This is a genomic window from Streptomyces sp. NPDC048481 (genome assembly GCF_043200075.1).
GTDB lineage: Bacteria > Actinomycetota > Actinomycetes > Streptomycetales > Streptomycetaceae > Streptomyces.
The window spans coordinates 1,094,904-1,110,842 of sequence record NZ_JBICXC010000001.1 but is presented as its reverse complement, the minus strand read 5'-3'; the positions used below and the strand labels follow the sequence as shown (position 1 = coordinate 1,110,842).

Sequence of the window (15,939 nt, the reverse complement as noted above, 5' to 3'; positions counted from 1 at the left end):
TATGCCTCGCCACTGACACCGCGGGCTCTCCCCCGCGTACCTTCACAGCGAGGGGCACGGGCACTTTCGCACGGCTCCGCCCGTTGGAGACGGCAGAAACGCTGTCGTACACGTCATGCACCAGGAGGCACCCAGCGATGTCGGTTCCGCAGCTCGACGACGAGCACCGCGGCGAGCAGATCCTCGCCGTCTTCGACACCGCGTTCGGCGAGCTCCTGGCCGCCGACCCGGCCGCGTTCCGCGTGAAGTTCCGGAAGATGGCGGCCTCGGCGTTCGCGTTCTACCGGGGCACGGCGGGCCTCTTCTACCACGACCTGGACGCGGAGAAGCGGGGCGGCCCGTTCCTGGACGACCGCACCTCGCGCGTGTGGATCCACGGCGACCTGCACGCGGAGAACTTCGGCACGTACATGGACGCCACGGGCCGGCTGATCTTCAACGTCAACGACTTCGACGAGGCGTACGTCGGCCCCTTCACCTGGGACCTCAAGCGCCTGTCCGCCTCGCTCGCCCTGATCGGATACGCGAAGGCGCTGTCCGACGACCAGATCAGCGAGCTGGTGGAGATCTACGCGGGCGCCTACCGCGAGCGCGTGCACGCGCTGGCCACCGGCGCCAAGAGCGACGAGGTGCCGCCCTTCACCCTGGACACCGCCCAGGGCCCGCTGCTGGACGCGCTGCGCGACGCCCGCTCGCTGACCCGTTTCGGGTTGCTGGACTCGATGACGGAGATCCGCGACTTCGAGCGCCGCTTCGCACCGGGCGGCGGCTCCATCGAGCTGGACGCGGCGACCCGCTACAAGGTCCTGGCCGCCTTCGACGGCTATCTGGAGACGCTGCCGGAGTCCTCGCTGGCCCGCCCCGACTCCTACCGCGTCAAGGACGTCGTCGGCCGTCGCGGCATCGGCATCGGCTCGGCCGGCCTGCCGTCGTACAACATCCTCCTGGAGGGCAACAGCGACGCCCTGGAGAACGACGTGGTGATCTACATCAAGCAGGCCCAGACCCCGGCCGTCTCCCGGCACATCACCGATCCGGCGATCCGGGGCTACTTCCGGCACGAGGGCCACCGCACGGTGATCTCCCAGCGCGCCCTCCAGGCGCACGCCGATCCCTGGCTGGGGTGGACCGAGCTGGGCGGCGCGGGACAGCTGGTGGCCGAGGTCTCGCCGTACGCGGTCGACCTGAACTGGGGCGACATCGACGATCCGGAGGAGATCGCGGGCGTCGTGGCCGACCTGGGGCGGGCCACGGCCACCATGCACGCGGCCGCGGACGACCAGTCCGGCGAGTCGCTGGTGCCCTTCTCCACCGAGCGGGCCATCGACGCCGCCATCGCCGCCGACGAGGACGGCTTCGCGCCGCTGCTGGTCGACTTCGCGCACTCCTACGGCGCCCGCGCGCGTGCCGACCACCAGATCTTCGTCGACCTGTTCCGCAACGGCCGGATCCCAGGTCTCTAACGGTCCGCCGCTCACAGGGACCCTTTAGCGGCTTCCTACAGCGGCACGTGGCACACTCTCCTGCGCAATGGACATATCCGGGACCCGCCTCAGAGCCGTACGCGCGGCACTGTTCACGGCCTTCGTCGTGACACTCAGCAGCGCGTCGCACGTGCTGCTGTCGCGGGCCCCGCTGCCGCTCAACACGGTGGCCGCCGTCGCGGCCGCCGTGTTCGCCCTCGCGTACGCCCTAGCCGGCCGCGAGCGCGGCTTCGGGCGCATCGCCGCCCTGCTGATCCCGCTGGAGCTGGCCGCCGACACCGTCTTCACCACCGGGCAGCACGTCTGCTACGGCCGGGCGGGCGGCCCCGTGGCCGGCCCGCTGGCCTCGGTCGGCTGGGACGTGCTGTGCGGCGACGGGACGCCGGTCGGCTCGCCCCTGGCACAGGTCGCGGGCGGTCCCGGCTCCACGGGGCTGGGCGGCCACCTCGCCCAGGTCCACCCGGTCACCGCCTGGCTGCTGCTCGCCGCGCACATCGGCGTCGGCCTGCTCGCCGCCGCCTGGCTGCGCCGGGGCGAGCGGGCTCTCGTCCAGTTGCTGCGGGCGGCCACCGCGACCACCTTCCGGCCCCTGCTGATCGCGGTGGCCGCCGTGAACGTACGACGCGCCCCGGCGGCCCGCCGCCTGCCGCGGCCCGCGCACCGCGCGGCCACCGCCCGCGACCGGCTGCTCGTGCACTCCCTGGGACGGCGTGGACCGCCGCGCTCGCCCGCCACGGCCTGAACGGACCACACGTCCGCGCGACGACCCGTCCGCGCCAAGACGCGCCCGCACGGACGCGCGTCTGCACGGACGGGTCCGCGTGGTCCTGCGACGCCGGGCACCACCTCCAGTACCTGAAGTCCCCACACGAACTTCCGCGCACGAGACGTGCGCGTCCCCTTTGGAGATCACCATGAGCAAGCGGAACAGCGCCTCGGCGAAGACGGCGGCACGGGAGCGGCTGCGCATCGAGCGCGAGCGCGAGGCCAAGCGCGCCAAGACCAAGCGCCAGGTCATCGTCGCGCTCTCGGTCGTCGGCGTCCTGGCCGCGGCCGGCGGCATAGGCTACGCCGTCGTCCAGGCCAACAAGCCCAGCGGCTGGGACGCGGTGAAGAAGCAGAAGCTGGTCAAGCCGGCCAACAGCACGGGGGCGGACGGTACGACCGTCGTCGTCGGAAAGAGCACCGCCAAGAAGACCCTCGTGATGTACGAGGACCCGCGCTGCCCGGTCTGCGCCCAGTTCGAGCAGACGGTCGGCCCGACGGTCAAGCAGGATCTCGACGCCGGCAAGTTCAAGATCCAGTACGTCGGCGCCACGTTCATCGACAACAACATCCCGGGCGAGGGCTCCAAGAGCGCGCTGAGCGCACTGGGCGCGGCCCTGAACGTCAGCCCCGAGGCCTTCCTCGAGTACAAGACCGCTCTGTACTCGGCGAAGTACCACCCGGACGAGCAGGACGACAAGTTCAACAGCGACGACTACCTGATCAAGGTGGCGGACACGGTGAGCGCCCTCAAGGGCAACGCGGCGTTCCAGAATGCCGTGAAGAAGGGGACCTACGACAAGTGGGCCCTCGTGATGAGCAGCAAGTTCGACACGGACGCGAAGAAGTACGGCTTCCAGGGAACCCCGACCCTCCTCATGGACGGCAAGGCCCTCACCGGCGGCGACGGCAAGAGCGCCCCCATGTCGGTCGCCGACTTCAACACGGCGTTGCAGAAGGCTCTCGGCTCCTAGCCCGGCAGCCCACGGGAGGGGGAGGTGTCCCGGGCCGGCTTCAGGCCCGGGACACCTCCCCCTTCGGCTCAGGTGCTCGCGCGTCGGGCGATCCGTTCCGGCCGGTTCCGCGACTGCCCGGCACGCCCCCTCGGAGTTCCCTCATCGGGTCCGAGGGGGCGTTTCGTCGTTCCCGGGGCGACGCCGAACGGCCGGTACGGCCGAAGGGGGCGCGAACCCGACAGGCCCGCCGGGCATTCTGATGCGAAAGTTCACTTACGCGCTGGGGTACCGATCAGTAACCTGATGCGCCGTGACCAGTCGATACAGAGCCTCCACATCGCCCGAGGGAGTCAACTCCCTCTCCCCGCGCCGCCGTACGGTCGTCAAGGCCGCGGCGGCGACCGTTGTCCTGGCCGGCCCGCTCGCCGCCGCCCTGCCCGCGCGTGCCGCCACGGACACGCCCGCCTTCCTTCACGGCCTCGCCTCCGGCGACCCCCTGCCCGACGGCGTCCTGCTGTGGACCCGGGTGACGCCGACCGCCGAGGCGGTTCCGGGCTCCGGACTCGGCCCGGACACCGAGGTGAGCTGGGTCGTCGCCCGGGACAAGGCGCTGACGGACGTCGTCTCCCGGGGGACGACCACCGCGACCGCCGCCTCCGACCACACCGTCAAGGCCGACATCCGCGGCCTCGCGCCCGCCACCGACTACTGGTTCCGCTTCTCGGCCGGCGACGTCGACTCCCCGGTGGCGCGCACCCGCACCGCGCCCGCGGCGGACGCGGCGGTGAGCGGCCTGCGTTTCGGCGTGGTCTCCTGCGCCAACTGGGAGGCCGGCTACTTCTCCGCGTACCGCCACCTCGCGGCCCGGGGCGACCTGGACGCCTGGCTGCACCTCGGCGACTACATCTACGAGTACGGCACCGGCCAGTACGGCACGCGCGGCACCGTCGTCCGGCAGACCGCGCCCGCCCACGAGATCCTCACCCTCGCCGACTACCGCACCCGGCACGGCAAGTACAAGACCGACCCGGACCTCCGAACGCTGCACGCCAAGGCCCCGGTCATCGCGATCTGGGACGACCACGAGTTCGCCAACGACACCTGGTCGGGCGGCGCGGAGAACCACACCGAGGGCGCCGAGGGCGCCTGGTCGGCCCGTCAGGCGGCCGCCAAGCAGGCCTACTTCGAGTGGATGCCGGTCCGCCCCGCGATAGCCGGCACCACCTACCGCCGGCTCCGCTTCGGCAAGCTCGCCGACCTGTCGCTGCTCGATCTGCGGTCCTTCCGCTCCCAGCAGGTCGCCGTCGGCAAGGGCGCCGTGGACGACCCGGACCGCACGATCACCGGCCGCGCCCAACTGGACTGGCTGAAGGCCGGGCTGACGGCGTCCGACACCGCCTGGCGGCTGGTGGGCAACTCGGTGATGATCTCGCCGTTCGTGATCGGCTCCCTCTCCGCGGACCTGTTCAAGCCGCTCGCCAAGCTGCTCGGCCTGCCCGAGGACGGCCTCGGCCTCAACACCGACCAGTGGGACGGCTACACCGACGACCGCCGTGAACTCCTCGCCCACCTGCGCGCGAACGCCATCCGCAACACGGTCTTCCTGACCGGCGACATCCACATGGCGTGGGCCAACGACGTGCCGGTGGACGCCGGCACCTACCCCCTGTCGGCCTCGGCGGCCACGGAGTTCGTGGTCACCTCGATGACCTCCGACAACCTCGACGACATCGTGAAGGTCCCCGAGGGCGTCCTCACCGCGGTCGCCTCCCCGGTCATCCGGGCCGCCAACCGGCATGTGCACTTCGTGGACACCGACCGGCACGGCTACGGCGTCCTGGACGTCACCGCCGAGCGCGCGCAGATGGACTACTACGTCGTGTCCGACCGGACCGACCCCACCGCGACCTCCTCGTGGTCGCGCTCGTACCGCACGCGCAGCGGCACGCAGAAGGTGGAGCGCACGTACGACCCGGTGTAGTTCCCGTCACAGTGTGCCGAGGAAGCCGAGCGCCACCCTCCAGGTGGCCTCGGCGGCCTCTTCGTCGTAATCGGGCAGGCCGGGGTCGGTGTACAGGTGGCCGGCGCCCGCGTACCGGTAGACCTCCACGTCGGCGCCGGCCCTGCCCATCTGGAGATACCAGGCGCTCAGCCAGTCGTCGGTCTCGAACGGGTCCGGCTCGGCCACGTGCAGCTGGACCGGCAGGTCGTCCACCGTGACGTTCGGCGCGAGGTCCGAGGTGCCGTGCAGGAGCAGCAGGCCGCGGGCCTTGTCGTCGCCGAGGGCGAGGGTCTGGGCGATCGACGCGCCCAGCGAGAACCCGGCGTACACCAGCCCGCGCTCCGAATAGGGCGCGGCGGCCAGCACGGCTCTCCTCAGCAGCTCGTCCTTGCCGATCTCCTCGTTGTACGCCATGCCCTCCTCGACCGTGTCGAACGTGCGCCCGTCGAAGAGGTCCGGGGTGCTGACCTCGTGTCCGGCGGCGCGCAGCCGGTCCGCCGCGGCGGACACCGCGGGCCGCGGACCGTAGGTCGAATGGAAGAGCATGATGTTCATGCGCCCATGGTGCCAGCCTGCTCGGACAGCGCAGCGCGTGCGCCTCCTCACAGAAGTGGCAGGTTCAAGGCCGGGTGGACCCGGTTACGTTCGAAGGCATGGAGAACCTGCTCCGCCCCGTGATCGTGGTGGGCGGATCGGTGGTGCTCACCTTCCTCATCGGCTGGGCCACCGACCGTCTGCTGTGCAAGGCCGACCGACGGCACCCCGAGACCTCTCTCTGGGGGCTGCTGCGCCGTGGTCGCATCCCGTATCAGCTGGTGCTGTGCGCGGCGATGCTGAGAGGCTCCTACGACCAGGCCCAGATGCTGGAGGACCACAAGGTCGGCATCGGCCGCACCCTCACCCTGGTGCTGATCGGCTCGGCCGCCTGGCTGGTGATCCGGATCGCCGGGGCGGTCGTCGAGACGTCGTACTCGCACTACGCGCGCATGCACCGCGACGCGGCCCGGGTCCGCAGGGTGCGCACCCAGGTGTCGCTGATCATGCGGGTCGTCTCGGCCGTCGTCGGCACGGTCGCCGCCGCGGCGATGCTGCTGACGTTCCCCGCGATGCGCGCGGCGGGCGCCTCCCTGCTGGCCTCGGCCGGGATCCTCGGCATCGTCGCCGGTGTGGCCGCCCAGTCCACGCTGAGCAACCTGTTCGCCGGTCTCCAGATCGCGTTCGGCGACATGGTGCGCATCGGGGACACAGTGGTGGTGGACGGCGAGTGGGGCACGGTCGAGGAGATCACCCTGACCTTCCTGACCGTGCGCACCTGGGACGAGCGCCGCATCACGATGCCCGTGTCGTACTTCACGTCGAAGCCGTTCGAGAACTGGTCGCGCGGCACGCCGCAGATGACCGGCATCGTCTACTGGCACGTCGACCACGCGGCGCCGGTGGAGGCGATGCGGGAGAAGCTGCGCGACATCCTGCGCGAGTGCCCGGCCTGGGACGGCCGTGCCTGCGGTCTGGACGTCACGGACACCACGCCCAACACCATGCAGGTGCGGGCGCTGGTCACGGCCAAGGACTCCGACGACATCTGGACGGTACGGGTCAGGGTCCGCGAGGAGATGATCCGCTGGCTGTCGAAGGAGCATCCGTACGCGCTGCCGCGGGTCAACACCGCGCACGCGGTCCTACCTCCGGGCCGTCTGCCGGCCCAGAGCTCCTCCCCCGACGGCGTGGAACGCCGCACCCCCGAATCACCCCGCCTGCCCCGCTGAACGCCGGAGCCGTCCCACCCGGCGCCCCCGCCGGCCGGGACGGCTCCGGCGGCCTCCACGGCTGCGACGGACGGAACGGCCTCAGCGGTCGGAGTGGCTGCGCGGACCGAGGGGTCGCGGGTCCGGCGGCGGGCGGGCGGCACCGGGTGGCGGCCCTCGGCACCGGATGGCAGTCGTGCCGCGAGGCCCGCGCCGCCTGCCGGTGCGGGCCTCGCCGACGGGCCGTCCGCACAGCCCCGGCCGGGCCGGCCGTCGGTCTCAGCGCAGGCTGCGCACGTCCAGGTGACGCAGCACCCGGTCGACGATCTCGGGGTCGGCGCCGGTCTCGTTGCGGGCGGCGACCACCTCGTGCCGGGCCGCGCTCAGCATCTCGTTCTGGATCCGCCGGACCCGCTTGAGCCGGCGCACCCGCTGCTCGTGCCCCTCGCGCCGCTCGTCCTCCCCGACGTCCGGACTGATCCGCAGCCCGATGTCGAAGGCCCGGCGCAGCATCTGCTCGGCCAGCTCCTCGGAGAGATCCTCCTCGGCCTCGATCTCGCGCAGCCGCTTCTTCGCCGCCGTCGCGGCCCGCACCGCCAGCTCCTTCTCGAACTCCTTCTCCCGGTCGGTGTCGGCCTGCACACCGAGCCGCTTCACCAGCCACGGCAGGGTGAGCCCCTGGAGCACCAGCGTCGCCATGATCACGCCGAAGGCGATGAAGATGATCTCGTCCCGGTCGGGGAAGGGGCTCCCGTCGTCGATCTTCAGCGGGACGGCCAGCGCCAGCGCCACCGAGGCCACCCCGCGCATCCCGGACCACCACATGACGACGGTCTCGCGCCAGTTCGTCGGGATGTCCTCCAGGTGGTCCTTCCTGGCGTGCAGCCGTTGCGTCAGCCAGGTCGCCGGCATCAGCCACAGCAGCCGTACGACGACGACCACCGCCACGATCACCCCGGCCCACCCGAGCATCTCCTCCCAGCGCCCGGCGGCCGTGCGGATCGCGTTGTGCAGTTCCAGGCCGATCAGTCCGAAGGCGACACCCGTGACGAGGGTGTCGATGATGTCCCAGAAGGTGTGGCCGGCCAGCCGGGTCAGCACGTCGTCGGGATCGGTGGCGTACTGGGCGAGGAACAGGGCGGTGGTCAGCACGGCCAGCACGCCCGACCCGTGGAACTCCTCCGCCAGCACGTACGAGGCGTAGGGCACCAGCAGCGTCAGGCCGATCTGCAGCGTGGTGTCACCGAGGACGTCCAGCAGCCGGTTGGCGCCCCAGCCGAGCGCGACGCCCACGACCACGGCCACCACGGCGGACAGCACCAGGTCGAGCCCGGCCCGCCAGGGCGAGAAGCTCCCGCTCACGGCCGCCGCGATCGCGACGTGGTAGAGCACGATGGCCGTGACGTCGTTGAACAGCCCCTCGCCCTCCAGGATGGACACCAGCCGGCGGGGCAGGCCGAGCTGTCCGGCCACGGCGGTCGCCGCCACGGGGTCCGGCGGCGCGACGAGCGCCCCCAGCGCGACGGCGGCGGCCAGCGGCAGGCCGGGCACGATGGTGTGGGCCACGGCCGCCACGCAGATCGTGGTGACGAAGACCAGCGCCACGGCGAGCAGGAAGATGGGCCGCACGTTCGCGGCGAACTGCCGCCATGAGGTCCGCCGCACCGCCGCGTACAGCAGCGGCGGCAGCAGGAGGGGCAGGATCAGGTCGGGCGGGACTTCCACGTTGGGCACGAAGTCGAGCACGGCGAGGACGATGCCCAGCAGGGTCATCAGCACCGGCGCGGGCAGTCCGAACCGGTCCCCCACGGGGACGCTCACCACGGCCCCGAGCAGCAGGACGAACAACAGGGCCAACTGATCCACGGTCAGCGCTCCGGGTCTAGACGATCAAGAACATCCGGACCCCCAGCGTCGCACGCCTCGCGCCCGCTACAGCGAACGCCGCATGGACCGGTGCGCAATGCCCGCCTCCAGGTCCTCCGGTCCGTAGGCCTTGTACCCCAGCCGTTCGTAGAATCCCAGCGCGTGCGTCTGCGCGTGCAGGTCCACCGCCGCGAGACCGCGTGCGCGTGCCGCGTCCTCGATGCCCCGCACCAGCGCGGCGCCGACGCCCAGCCCGCGCGCCTCGCGGGTCACGGCGAGCCGCCCCAGCGAGCCGGTCGAGGGATCGCCGGTCCTGGGCGCGGCCGCCTCGCCGTACAGCAGGCGTCCGGCGCCGAGCGGCCGCCCGTCGTCGGCGACCGCCAGCACGTGCACGGCGCCGGCGTCGTGCTCGTCGTACTCCAGGTCCTCGGGGACGCCCTGCTCGCCGACGAAGACCTCCTTGCGGACGGCGAAGCACGCCTCCCGGTCGGCGAGGTCCGCGGCGACGCGCACCGTGTACGCGGGCGCGCCGGTCATCCGTAGGTCTCCTCGCGGACCTGGTCGAGGGCCTTGGCCAGGTCCTCGGGGTAGTCGCTGGAGAACTCCGCCCACTGCCCGTCGCCGGGGTGCTCGAAGCCGAGCCGCACGGCGTGCAGCCACTGCCGGGTGAGTCCCAGCCGCTTGGCGAGGGTGGGGTCCGCGCCGTACGTCAGGTCCCCCACGCAGGGGTGACGGTGGGCGGCCATGTGCACCCGGATCTGGTGCGTGCGGCCCGTCTCCAGCTTCACGTCCAGCAGGGAGGCCGCGCGGAACGCCTCGATCAGGTCGTAGTGCGTGACGGACGGCTTGCCCTCGGCCGTGACCGCCCACTTGTAGTCGTGCTGGGGGTGGCGGCCGATGGGGGCGTCGATGGTGCCGCTGGTCGGGTCGGGATGGCCCTGGACGAGCGTGTGGTAGCGCTTGTCGACCGTGCGCTCCTTGAACTGGCGCTTCAGCGACGTGTACGCCCGCTCCGACTTGGCGACCACCATCAGGCCGGACGTGCCGACGTCGAGGCGGTGCACGATGCCCTGGCGCTCGGCCGCGCCGGAGGTGGAGATCCGGTAGCCGGCAGCGGCCAGCCCGCCGATCACCGTCGGCCCGCTCCAGCCGGGCGAGGGGTGCGCGGCCACGCCGACGGGCTTGACGATCACGACGACGTCGTCGTCGTCGTGGACGATCTCCATGCCCTCGACCGGCTCGGCGACGATCTGCACCGGCGCCGGGGCCTGGGGCATCTCGACCTCCAGCCAGGCGCCGCCGCTGACCCGCTCGGACTTGCCGACCACCGAGCCGTCGACCGTGACCTTCCCCGCCGCGGCCAGCTCGGCGGCCTTCGTACGGGAGAAGCCGAACATGCGGGAGATGGCGGCGTCGACGCGCTCGCCCTCCAGGCCGTCCGGCACGGGCAGGGTACGGATCTCGGGAATCGTGCTCACCCGTCGAGTATGCAGGACGGGCACGACACCGCCGTACGGCCCTGTGGACGACCGCCCCGCCGGACGGCCGGATCGCGGCCCCGGGAGGCCGCTCCGGACCCCCGCGCGCGGGGGCTTCAGTCCTTGTGGACGGTGCCGTCCGGGTCCAGGCCGCGGAACGACAGCAGCACGATCAGGATGCCGCCGCACACGATCGCGGAGTCGGCGAGGTTGAAGACCGCGAAGTGCTTCGGCGCGATGAAGTCCACGACGGCGCCCTCGAAGACCCCCGGCGCGCGGAAGATCCGGTCGGTGAGGTTGCCCAGCGCACCGCCCAGCAGCAGGCCCAGGGCGATCGCCCAGGGCAGGCTGTAGAGCTTGCGGGCGAGCCGGGCGATCACCACGATCACGGCCGCGGCGATCACCGTGAAGATCACGGTGAAGGCCTCGCCGAAGCCGAAGGCCGCGCCGGCGTTGCGGATCGCCTCGAACCGGAGCCAGTCCCCGACGATCTCGATCGGCGCGTGGTGCTCCAGCCTGGCGACCACGAGCATCTTGCTCACCAGGTCGAGGGCGTAGGCGAACGCGGCCACGGCGAAGAGCACGGCGATACGGCGCTTGCCCCTGGGCCGCGCCCCGGCGCTCTCCTGCTCGCCCGGGCCGGACGACTGCTCCGGCTCGGATCCCGTCTCTGGGGTGTCCGGCGTACCGATGACGCGCTCCGCCTCTGCCACGTGAGTCCCTCAACCTAGGTGCCTGACTGAGGACGAGGGTACGGCACACCCCCCGGCCGTCAGGCGATCAGTACCGGCGCTCCTGCTTCTGCTTGCACTCGACGCACAGGGTGGCCCGCGGGAAGGCCTGCATGCGGGCCTTGCCGATGGCGTTCCCGCAGTTCTCGCACAGTCCGTAGGTGCCGGCGTCCAGCCGCTCCAGGGCGTGCTCGGTCTGGTCGAGCATCTCGCGCGCGTTGGCGGCCAGCGCCAGTTCGTGCTCGCGCGTGATGTTCTTGGTGCCGGTGTCGGCCTGGTCGTCGCCGGCGCCGTCCCCCGAGTCGCGCATCAGGCCCATCAGGGCCGCCTCGGACGAGGACAGTTCCGCGCGCAGCCGCTCCATCTCGGACTGCAGCTCCGCGCGGGCCTCCTCGACCTCCTCCGGCGTCCACGGATCCTCACCGGGGCGCACCGCCAGCTCGCCCGGCTCCGCCGCCGCGAGGCGTGCCTTGGGGACGGCGGTCTTCGCCGCCGTGGCCGTACCCGGAGTCTTCTTCGCAACCACAGTCGTGGCTCCCGTCTGCTCCGCGGCCGAGGCCGCGCCCACCTTCTTGGCCGTGTTCTTCCTGCCCGCGCTGGTCGCCGCCACGCCCTTGGCGGCGACGGCCTTCCCGGCCTCCGCCTTCCTGGCCGCGGTCTTCCCGGCGCCCGCCTTCTTCGCCGCCGTCCTCCCGGCGGCCGTCTTCCCCGCGGCCGCCTTCTTCGCCGCGGCCTTCTCCGCGGTCTTCTCCGGGGTGGTCACCGCCACGGCAGGCGTCTGCGGGACGGCCTCCTCCGACGCGGCTCCCTCCGGGACGGTCCCCTCCGGGACGGTCCGCGCCCCGGCGGTTCTCTTCGCCGCGGCCCTCTTCGTGGCGGGCGCCCTCGCGGCCTCCGTCTTCTCGGCCGCCGTCTTCGCGGCCGTGGTCTTCCCGGCCGTCGTCTTCGCGGTCTTCGCCGCGGCGGCGGGCCGCACCGTCTTCACGGCCCGCCCCGCCTTCGCGTCCCTGGCCGCGCCGGAGGCACCCGTGTCCCGGTCGGACGCCGACTGCTGTACGGCGGTCTTCTTCGCCACCATGGCCGCGGCCCCTTCACATATTGTGATCTTGCACGCGAATCGTGCTGGGACGATAAATCGACTTGGAGCCCGCGGCAACGGGGCACACCGCCCGATTCGCCCGCCTCGCGCACGCCACGCGGCAAGCCTGCCTGCGTTGTGCCCAGCTCCCCGCCGGGTAATCCGCCGGGCCGGACGTCCTGCGATCCGAACACGCGCCCCTCCCCTTCCCGCCACCATTCGGGGCATAACGGACCAGCCCTCCCGTCGCGCCCGGGGCCGCCGCAAACCGGTCGGCCGCTGTCGTCGTCGCGCCGTACACTGGGCGCAGCGAGAAGCGTGGATGGGGACGAGTAGCGGCGTACGCAGCCCAGAGCGACCCGGGGACGGTGGGAGCCCGGGGGCGAGCGCGACGTGAAGATCACCCCGGAGCCGCCGGAAGAAGACCCCGCAGGGGTTGGTAGAACCGGCATCGCGACCCCAATGAGAGGGCTCACCGGAGCGCAGGACGCCCCGGCGGGCCAAGGAGGGTGGTACCGCGGGAGCGCGCCGCACACGGCGTAGACAGGCAAGAAGGCTCTCGTCCCTCCGACGGAAGGCAGCACGTCCGCCGGAGGAAGCTCGCAGATGACAACGCCGCAGTACCGCCAGGTGCCCGCCCAGGTCGACCTGCCCGCCCTCGAGCACGCGGTGCTCGACTTCTGGCGCGAGCAGAAGATCTTCGCCAAGAGCCTGGAGCAGTCCGAGGGCCGCCCCGAGTGGGTCTTCTACGAGGGCCCGCCCACCGCGAACGGCATGCCGGGCGCCCACCACATCGAGGCGCGCGTCTTCAAGGACGTCTTCCCCCGCTTCCGCACCATGCGCGGCTACCACGTGGCCCGCAAGGCCGGCTGGGACTGCCACGGGCTCCCGGTGGAGCTGGCGGTCGAGAAGGAACTCGGCTTCAGCGGCAAGAAGGACATCGAGGCGTACGGCATCGCCGACTTCAACGCCCGGTGCCGCGAGTCCGTCCTGCGGCACACCGACGCCTTCTCCGACCTGACGACCCGCATGGGCTACTGGGTCGACCTCGACGACGCCTACGTCACGATGGACCCCGAGTACATCGAGTCCGTCTGGTGGTCGCTGAAGGAGATCTTCAACAAGGGCCTGCTGGTCCAGGACCACCGCGTCGCCCCCTGGTGCCCCCGCTGCGGCACCGGCCTGTCCGACCACGAGCTGGCCCAGGGCTACGAGACGGTCGTCGACCCGTCCGTGTACGTCCGTTTCCCGCTCACCTCCGGTCCGCTCGCCGGCCAGGCAGCGCTCCTGGTGTGGACGACGACCCCCTGGACCCTGGTGTCCAACACGGCCGTGGCCGCGCACCCGGAGGTCACCTACGTCGTCGCCACCGACGGCGAGGAGAAGCTCGTCGTCGCCGAGCCGCTGCTCGCCAAGGCGCTCGGCGAGGGCTGGGAGACCACCGGGCAGACCTTCACCGGCGCCGAAATGGAGCGCTGGACCTATCAACGTCCGTTCGAGCTCGTGGAGTTCCCGGCCGAGGCGCACTACGTCGTCAACGCCGAGTACGTCACCACCGAGGACGGCACCGGTCTGGTCCACCAGTCCCCCGCCTTCGGCGAGGACGACCTCAAGGTCTGCCGCTCCTACGGTCTGCCCGTGGTGAACCCGGTCCGCCCGGACGGCACCTTCGAGGAGTCCGTCCCGATGGTCGGCGGCGTCTTCTTCAAGAAGGCGGACGAAAAGCTCACCGAGGACCTCCAGCAGCGCGGCCTGCTGTTCAAGCACATCCCCTACGAGCACAGCTACCCGCACTGCTGGCGCTGCCACACCGCGCTGCTGTACTACGCGCAGCCCTCCTGGTACATCCGCACGACGGCCGTCAAGGACCGTCTGCTGGCGGAGAACGAGAAGACCAACTGGTTCCCCGACACCGTCAAGCACGGCCGGTTCGGCGACTGGCTGAACAACAACATCGACTGGGCGCTGTCCCGCAGCCGCTACTGGGGCACCCCGCTGCCCGTCTGGCGCTGCGAGGACGACCACCTCACCGTCGTCGGCTCGCGCGCGGAGCTCACCGAGCTGACCGGCACGGACCAGTCGGAGCTGGACCCGCACCGCCCGTTCATCGACGCCGTCACCTTCGCCTGCCCGCACGAGGGCTGCGGCGCGACGGCCACACGCGTGCCGGAGGTCATCGACGCCTGGTACGACTCGGGATCGATGCCGTTCGCGCAGTGGGGCTACCCGTACAAGAACAAGGAACTGTTCGAGTCCCGCTACCCGGCCCAGTTCATCAGCGAGGCCATCGACCAGACCCGCGGCTGGTTCTACACGCTGATGGCGGTCGGCACGCTCGTCTTCGACAAGTCCAGCTACGAGAACGTCGTCTGCCTCGGTCACATCCTCGCCGAGGACGGCCGCAAGATGTCCAAGCACCTGGGCAACATCCTCCAGCCGATCCCGCTGATGGACCAGCACGGCGCCGACGCGGTCCGCTGGTTCATGGCGGCCGGCGGCTCCCCGTGGGCGGCCCGCCGGGTCGGCCACGGCACCATCCAGGAGGTCGTCCGCAAGACGCTCCTGACGTACTGGAACACGGTCGCCTTCCAGGCCCTGTACGCCCGTACGTCGGGCTGGGCGCCCAGCGGGGCCGACCCGGCCCCGGCCGAGCGCCCGCTGCTCGACCGCTGGCTGCTGTCCGAGCTGCACGCCCTCACCGACCAGGTGACGCAGTCGCTGGAGGCCTACGACACCCAGCGCGCCGGCAAGCTGCTCTCCGCCTTCGTCGACGACCTGTCCAACTGGTACGTCCGCCGCTCCCGCCGCCGCTTCTGGCAGGGCGACAAGGCGGCGCTGCGCACCCTGCACGAGGTCGTCGAAACGGTCACCAGGCTGATGGCGCCGCTGACCCCGTTCATCACCGAGCGGGTCTGGCAGGACCTGGTCGTGCCGGTGACTCCCGGCGCCCCGGAGTCGGTGCACCTGTCGTCCTGGCCCGAGGCGGACCTCTCGGCGATCGACCCGGAGCTGTCCAGGCAGTTGGTCCTGGTCCGCCGTCTGGTGGAGCTGGGCCGCGCCACGCGCGCGGAGTCGGGCGTGAAGACGCGCCAGCCGCTGCGCCGCGCACTGGTGGCCGCCGCCGGGTTCGACGCCCTCTCCCCCGAACTGCACGCGCAGATCACGGAGGAGCTGAACGTCGAGTCGCTGGCCTCGCTTTCCGAGGTGGGCGGCTCGCTGGTCGACACCACCGCCAAGGCCAACTTCCGCGCGCTGGGCAAGCGGTTCGGCAAGCGCGTCCAGGACGTGGCCAAGGCGGTCGCGAACGCCGACGCGGCCGCGCTCTCCCTCGCCCTGCGCGAGGGCACGGCGTCCGTCGAGGTCGACGGCGAGACGATCACGCTGGCCCCCGACGAGGTGATCATCACCGAGACCCCGCGCGAGGGCTGGTCGGTCGCCTCCGACTCCGGCGCCACGGTCGCCCTCGACTTGGAGATCACCGAGGAGCTGCGCCGCGCGGGCCTGGCCCGTGACGCGATCCGGCTGATCCAGGAGGCCCGCAAGAACAGCGGCCTCGACGTGGCCGACCGCATCGCGCTGCGCTGGAGCGCCGGTGACCCGGCCACGGCCGACGCCCTGTCCGGGCACGCCGGTCTCATCGCCGACGAGGTCCTCGCCACGGACTTCGCCCAGGGCGAGGCGGACGACTCCTTCGGCGCCCCGTTCACGGACGAGGCCCTGACCCTCACGTTCCGCCTGCGCAAGGCCTGAGGCCGCACGAAGGGCCCGGCTCCCCTCGGGGGGGCCGGGCCCTTCGTCGTGCCGGCGCAGGGACGCGATGCGGGCGCGGGCGCC

The 15,939-nt window shown here is 71.9% G+C and carries 12 protein-coding genes; 6 read left to right on the top strand and 6 right to left on the bottom strand.

Going from position 1 to position 15,939, the window contains the following annotated elements; translation table 11 throughout:
• Nucleotides 1-137 precede the first annotated feature (137 nt).
• From ACGFSH_RS04710 to ACGFSH_RS04695, 4 genes are all read left to right on the top strand, one after another.
• On the top strand, nucleotides 138-1,463 hold the full coding sequence (locus ACGFSH_RS04710) for a DUF2252 domain-containing protein (RefSeq protein ID WP_393344943.1): 1,326 nt from the start codon (nucleotides 138-140) through the stop codon (nucleotides 1,461-1,463).
• Between the two features lie 67 nt (nucleotides 1,464-1,530).
• On the top strand, nucleotides 1,531-2,226 hold the full coding sequence (locus ACGFSH_RS04705) for a hypothetical protein (protein ID WP_393344941.1): 696 nt from the start codon (nucleotides 1,531-1,533) through the stop codon (nucleotides 2,224-2,226).
• A gap of 172 nt (nucleotides 2,227-2,398) precedes the next feature.
• Nucleotides 2,399-3,223, top strand: a complete 825-nt coding sequence (locus ACGFSH_RS04700; RefSeq protein ID WP_393344940.1) for a thioredoxin domain-containing protein — start codon at nucleotides 2,399-2,401, stop codon at nucleotides 3,221-3,223.
• A 292-nt stretch (nucleotides 3,224-3,515) separates the two neighbouring features.
• Nucleotides 3,516-5,186 (top strand): alkaline phosphatase D family protein, encoded by a 1,671-nt coding sequence (locus tag ACGFSH_RS04695; protein WP_393344938.1) that lies wholly within the window; start codon nucleotides 3,516-3,518, stop codon nucleotides 5,184-5,186.
• Nucleotides 5,187-5,192: 6 nt separating this feature from the next.
• On the opposite strand, the gene ACGFSH_RS04690 is transcribed toward ACGFSH_RS04695, so the two are convergent.
• Entirely contained in the window at nucleotides 5,193-5,762 is a 570-nt protein-coding gene (locus ACGFSH_RS04690; protein WP_393344936.1) for a dienelactone hydrolase family protein, read from the bottom strand.
• Nucleotides 5,763-5,860: 98 nt separating this feature from the next.
• On the opposite strand from ACGFSH_RS04690, the gene ACGFSH_RS04685 reads away from it, so the two are divergent.
• On the top strand, nucleotides 5,861-6,973 hold the full coding sequence (locus ACGFSH_RS04685) for a mechanosensitive ion channel family protein (protein WP_393344934.1): 1,113 nt from the start codon (nucleotides 5,861-5,863) through the stop codon (nucleotides 6,971-6,973).
• A gap of 258 nt (nucleotides 6,974-7,231) precedes the next feature.
• Here the strand turns inward: ACGFSH_RS04685 and ACGFSH_RS04680 are convergent, their stop codons facing one another.
• The 5 genes from ACGFSH_RS04680 to ACGFSH_RS04660 form a co-directional block, all read right to left on the bottom strand.
• A complete protein-coding gene (locus tag ACGFSH_RS04680) occupies nucleotides 7,232-8,818 on the bottom strand; it encodes a Na+/H+ antiporter (protein WP_393344932.1) in 1,587 nt (528 codons plus the stop codon).
• 66 nt (nucleotides 8,819-8,884) lie between these two features.
• On the bottom strand, nucleotides 8,885-9,355 hold the full coding sequence (locus ACGFSH_RS04675) for a GNAT family N-acetyltransferase (protein WP_393344930.1): 471 nt from the start codon (nucleotides 9,353-9,355) through the stop codon (nucleotides 8,885-8,887).
• Entirely contained in the window at nucleotides 9,352-10,296 is a 945-nt protein-coding gene (locus ACGFSH_RS04670; RefSeq protein ID WP_393344928.1) for an RluA family pseudouridine synthase, read from the bottom strand. Before ACGFSH_RS04670 ends, ACGFSH_RS04675 begins: the two co-directional genes overlap by 4 nt.
• A 116-nt stretch (nucleotides 10,297-10,412) precedes the next feature.
• Entirely contained in the window at nucleotides 10,413-11,009 is a 597-nt protein-coding gene (gene lspA / locus ACGFSH_RS04665; RefSeq protein ID WP_393344926.1) for a signal peptidase II, read from the bottom strand.
• Between the two features lie 67 nt (nucleotides 11,010-11,076).
• Nucleotides 11,077-12,105 carry a TraR/DksA C4-type zinc finger protein gene (locus ACGFSH_RS04660; RefSeq protein WP_393344924.1) on the bottom strand — a complete coding sequence of 343 codons (1,029 nt, stop codon included), beginning with the start codon at nucleotides 12,103-12,105 and terminating at the stop codon, nucleotides 11,077-11,079.
• 606 nt (nucleotides 12,106-12,711) lie between these two features.
• Between ACGFSH_RS04660 and ileS the strand changes: the two genes are divergently transcribed.
• Nucleotides 12,712-15,855 (top strand): isoleucine--tRNA ligase, encoded by a 3,144-nt coding sequence (gene ileS / locus ACGFSH_RS04655; protein WP_393344922.1) that lies wholly within the window; start codon nucleotides 12,712-12,714, stop codon nucleotides 15,853-15,855.
• Nucleotides 15,856-15,939 lie beyond the last annotated feature (84 nt).

Excerpts from the sequence above, each read along its gene's own strand:
- ACGFSH_RS04710 (WP_393344943.1), top strand. The coding sequence starts at position 138 with ATGTCGGTTCCGCAGCTCGACGACGAGCACCGCGGCGAGCAGATCCTC.
- ACGFSH_RS04705 (WP_393344941.1), top strand. The coding sequence starts at position 1,531 with ATGGACATATCCGGGACCCGCCTCAGAGCCGTACGCGCGGCACTGTTC.
- ACGFSH_RS04700 (WP_393344940.1), top strand. The coding sequence starts at position 2,399 with ATGAGCAAGCGGAACAGCGCCTCGGCGAAGACGGCGGCACGGGAGCGG.
- ACGFSH_RS04690 (WP_393344936.1), bottom strand. The coding sequence starts at position 5,762 with ATGAACATCATGCTCTTCCATTCGACCTACGGTCCGCGGCCCGCGGTG.
- ACGFSH_RS04685 (WP_393344934.1), top strand. The coding sequence starts at position 5,861 with ATGGAGAACCTGCTCCGCCCCGTGATCGTGGTGGGCGGATCGGTGGTG.
- ACGFSH_RS04675 (WP_393344930.1), bottom strand. The coding sequence starts at position 9,355 with ATGACCGGCGCGCCCGCGTACACGGTGCGCGTCGCCGCGGACCTCGCC.
- ACGFSH_RS04660 (WP_393344924.1), bottom strand. The coding sequence starts at position 12,105 with ATGGTGGCGAAGAAGACCGCCGTACAGCAGTCGGCGTCCGACCGGGAC.
- ileS (WP_393344922.1), top strand. The coding sequence starts at position 12,712 with ATGACAACGCCGCAGTACCGCCAGGTGCCCGCCCAGGTCGACCTGCCC.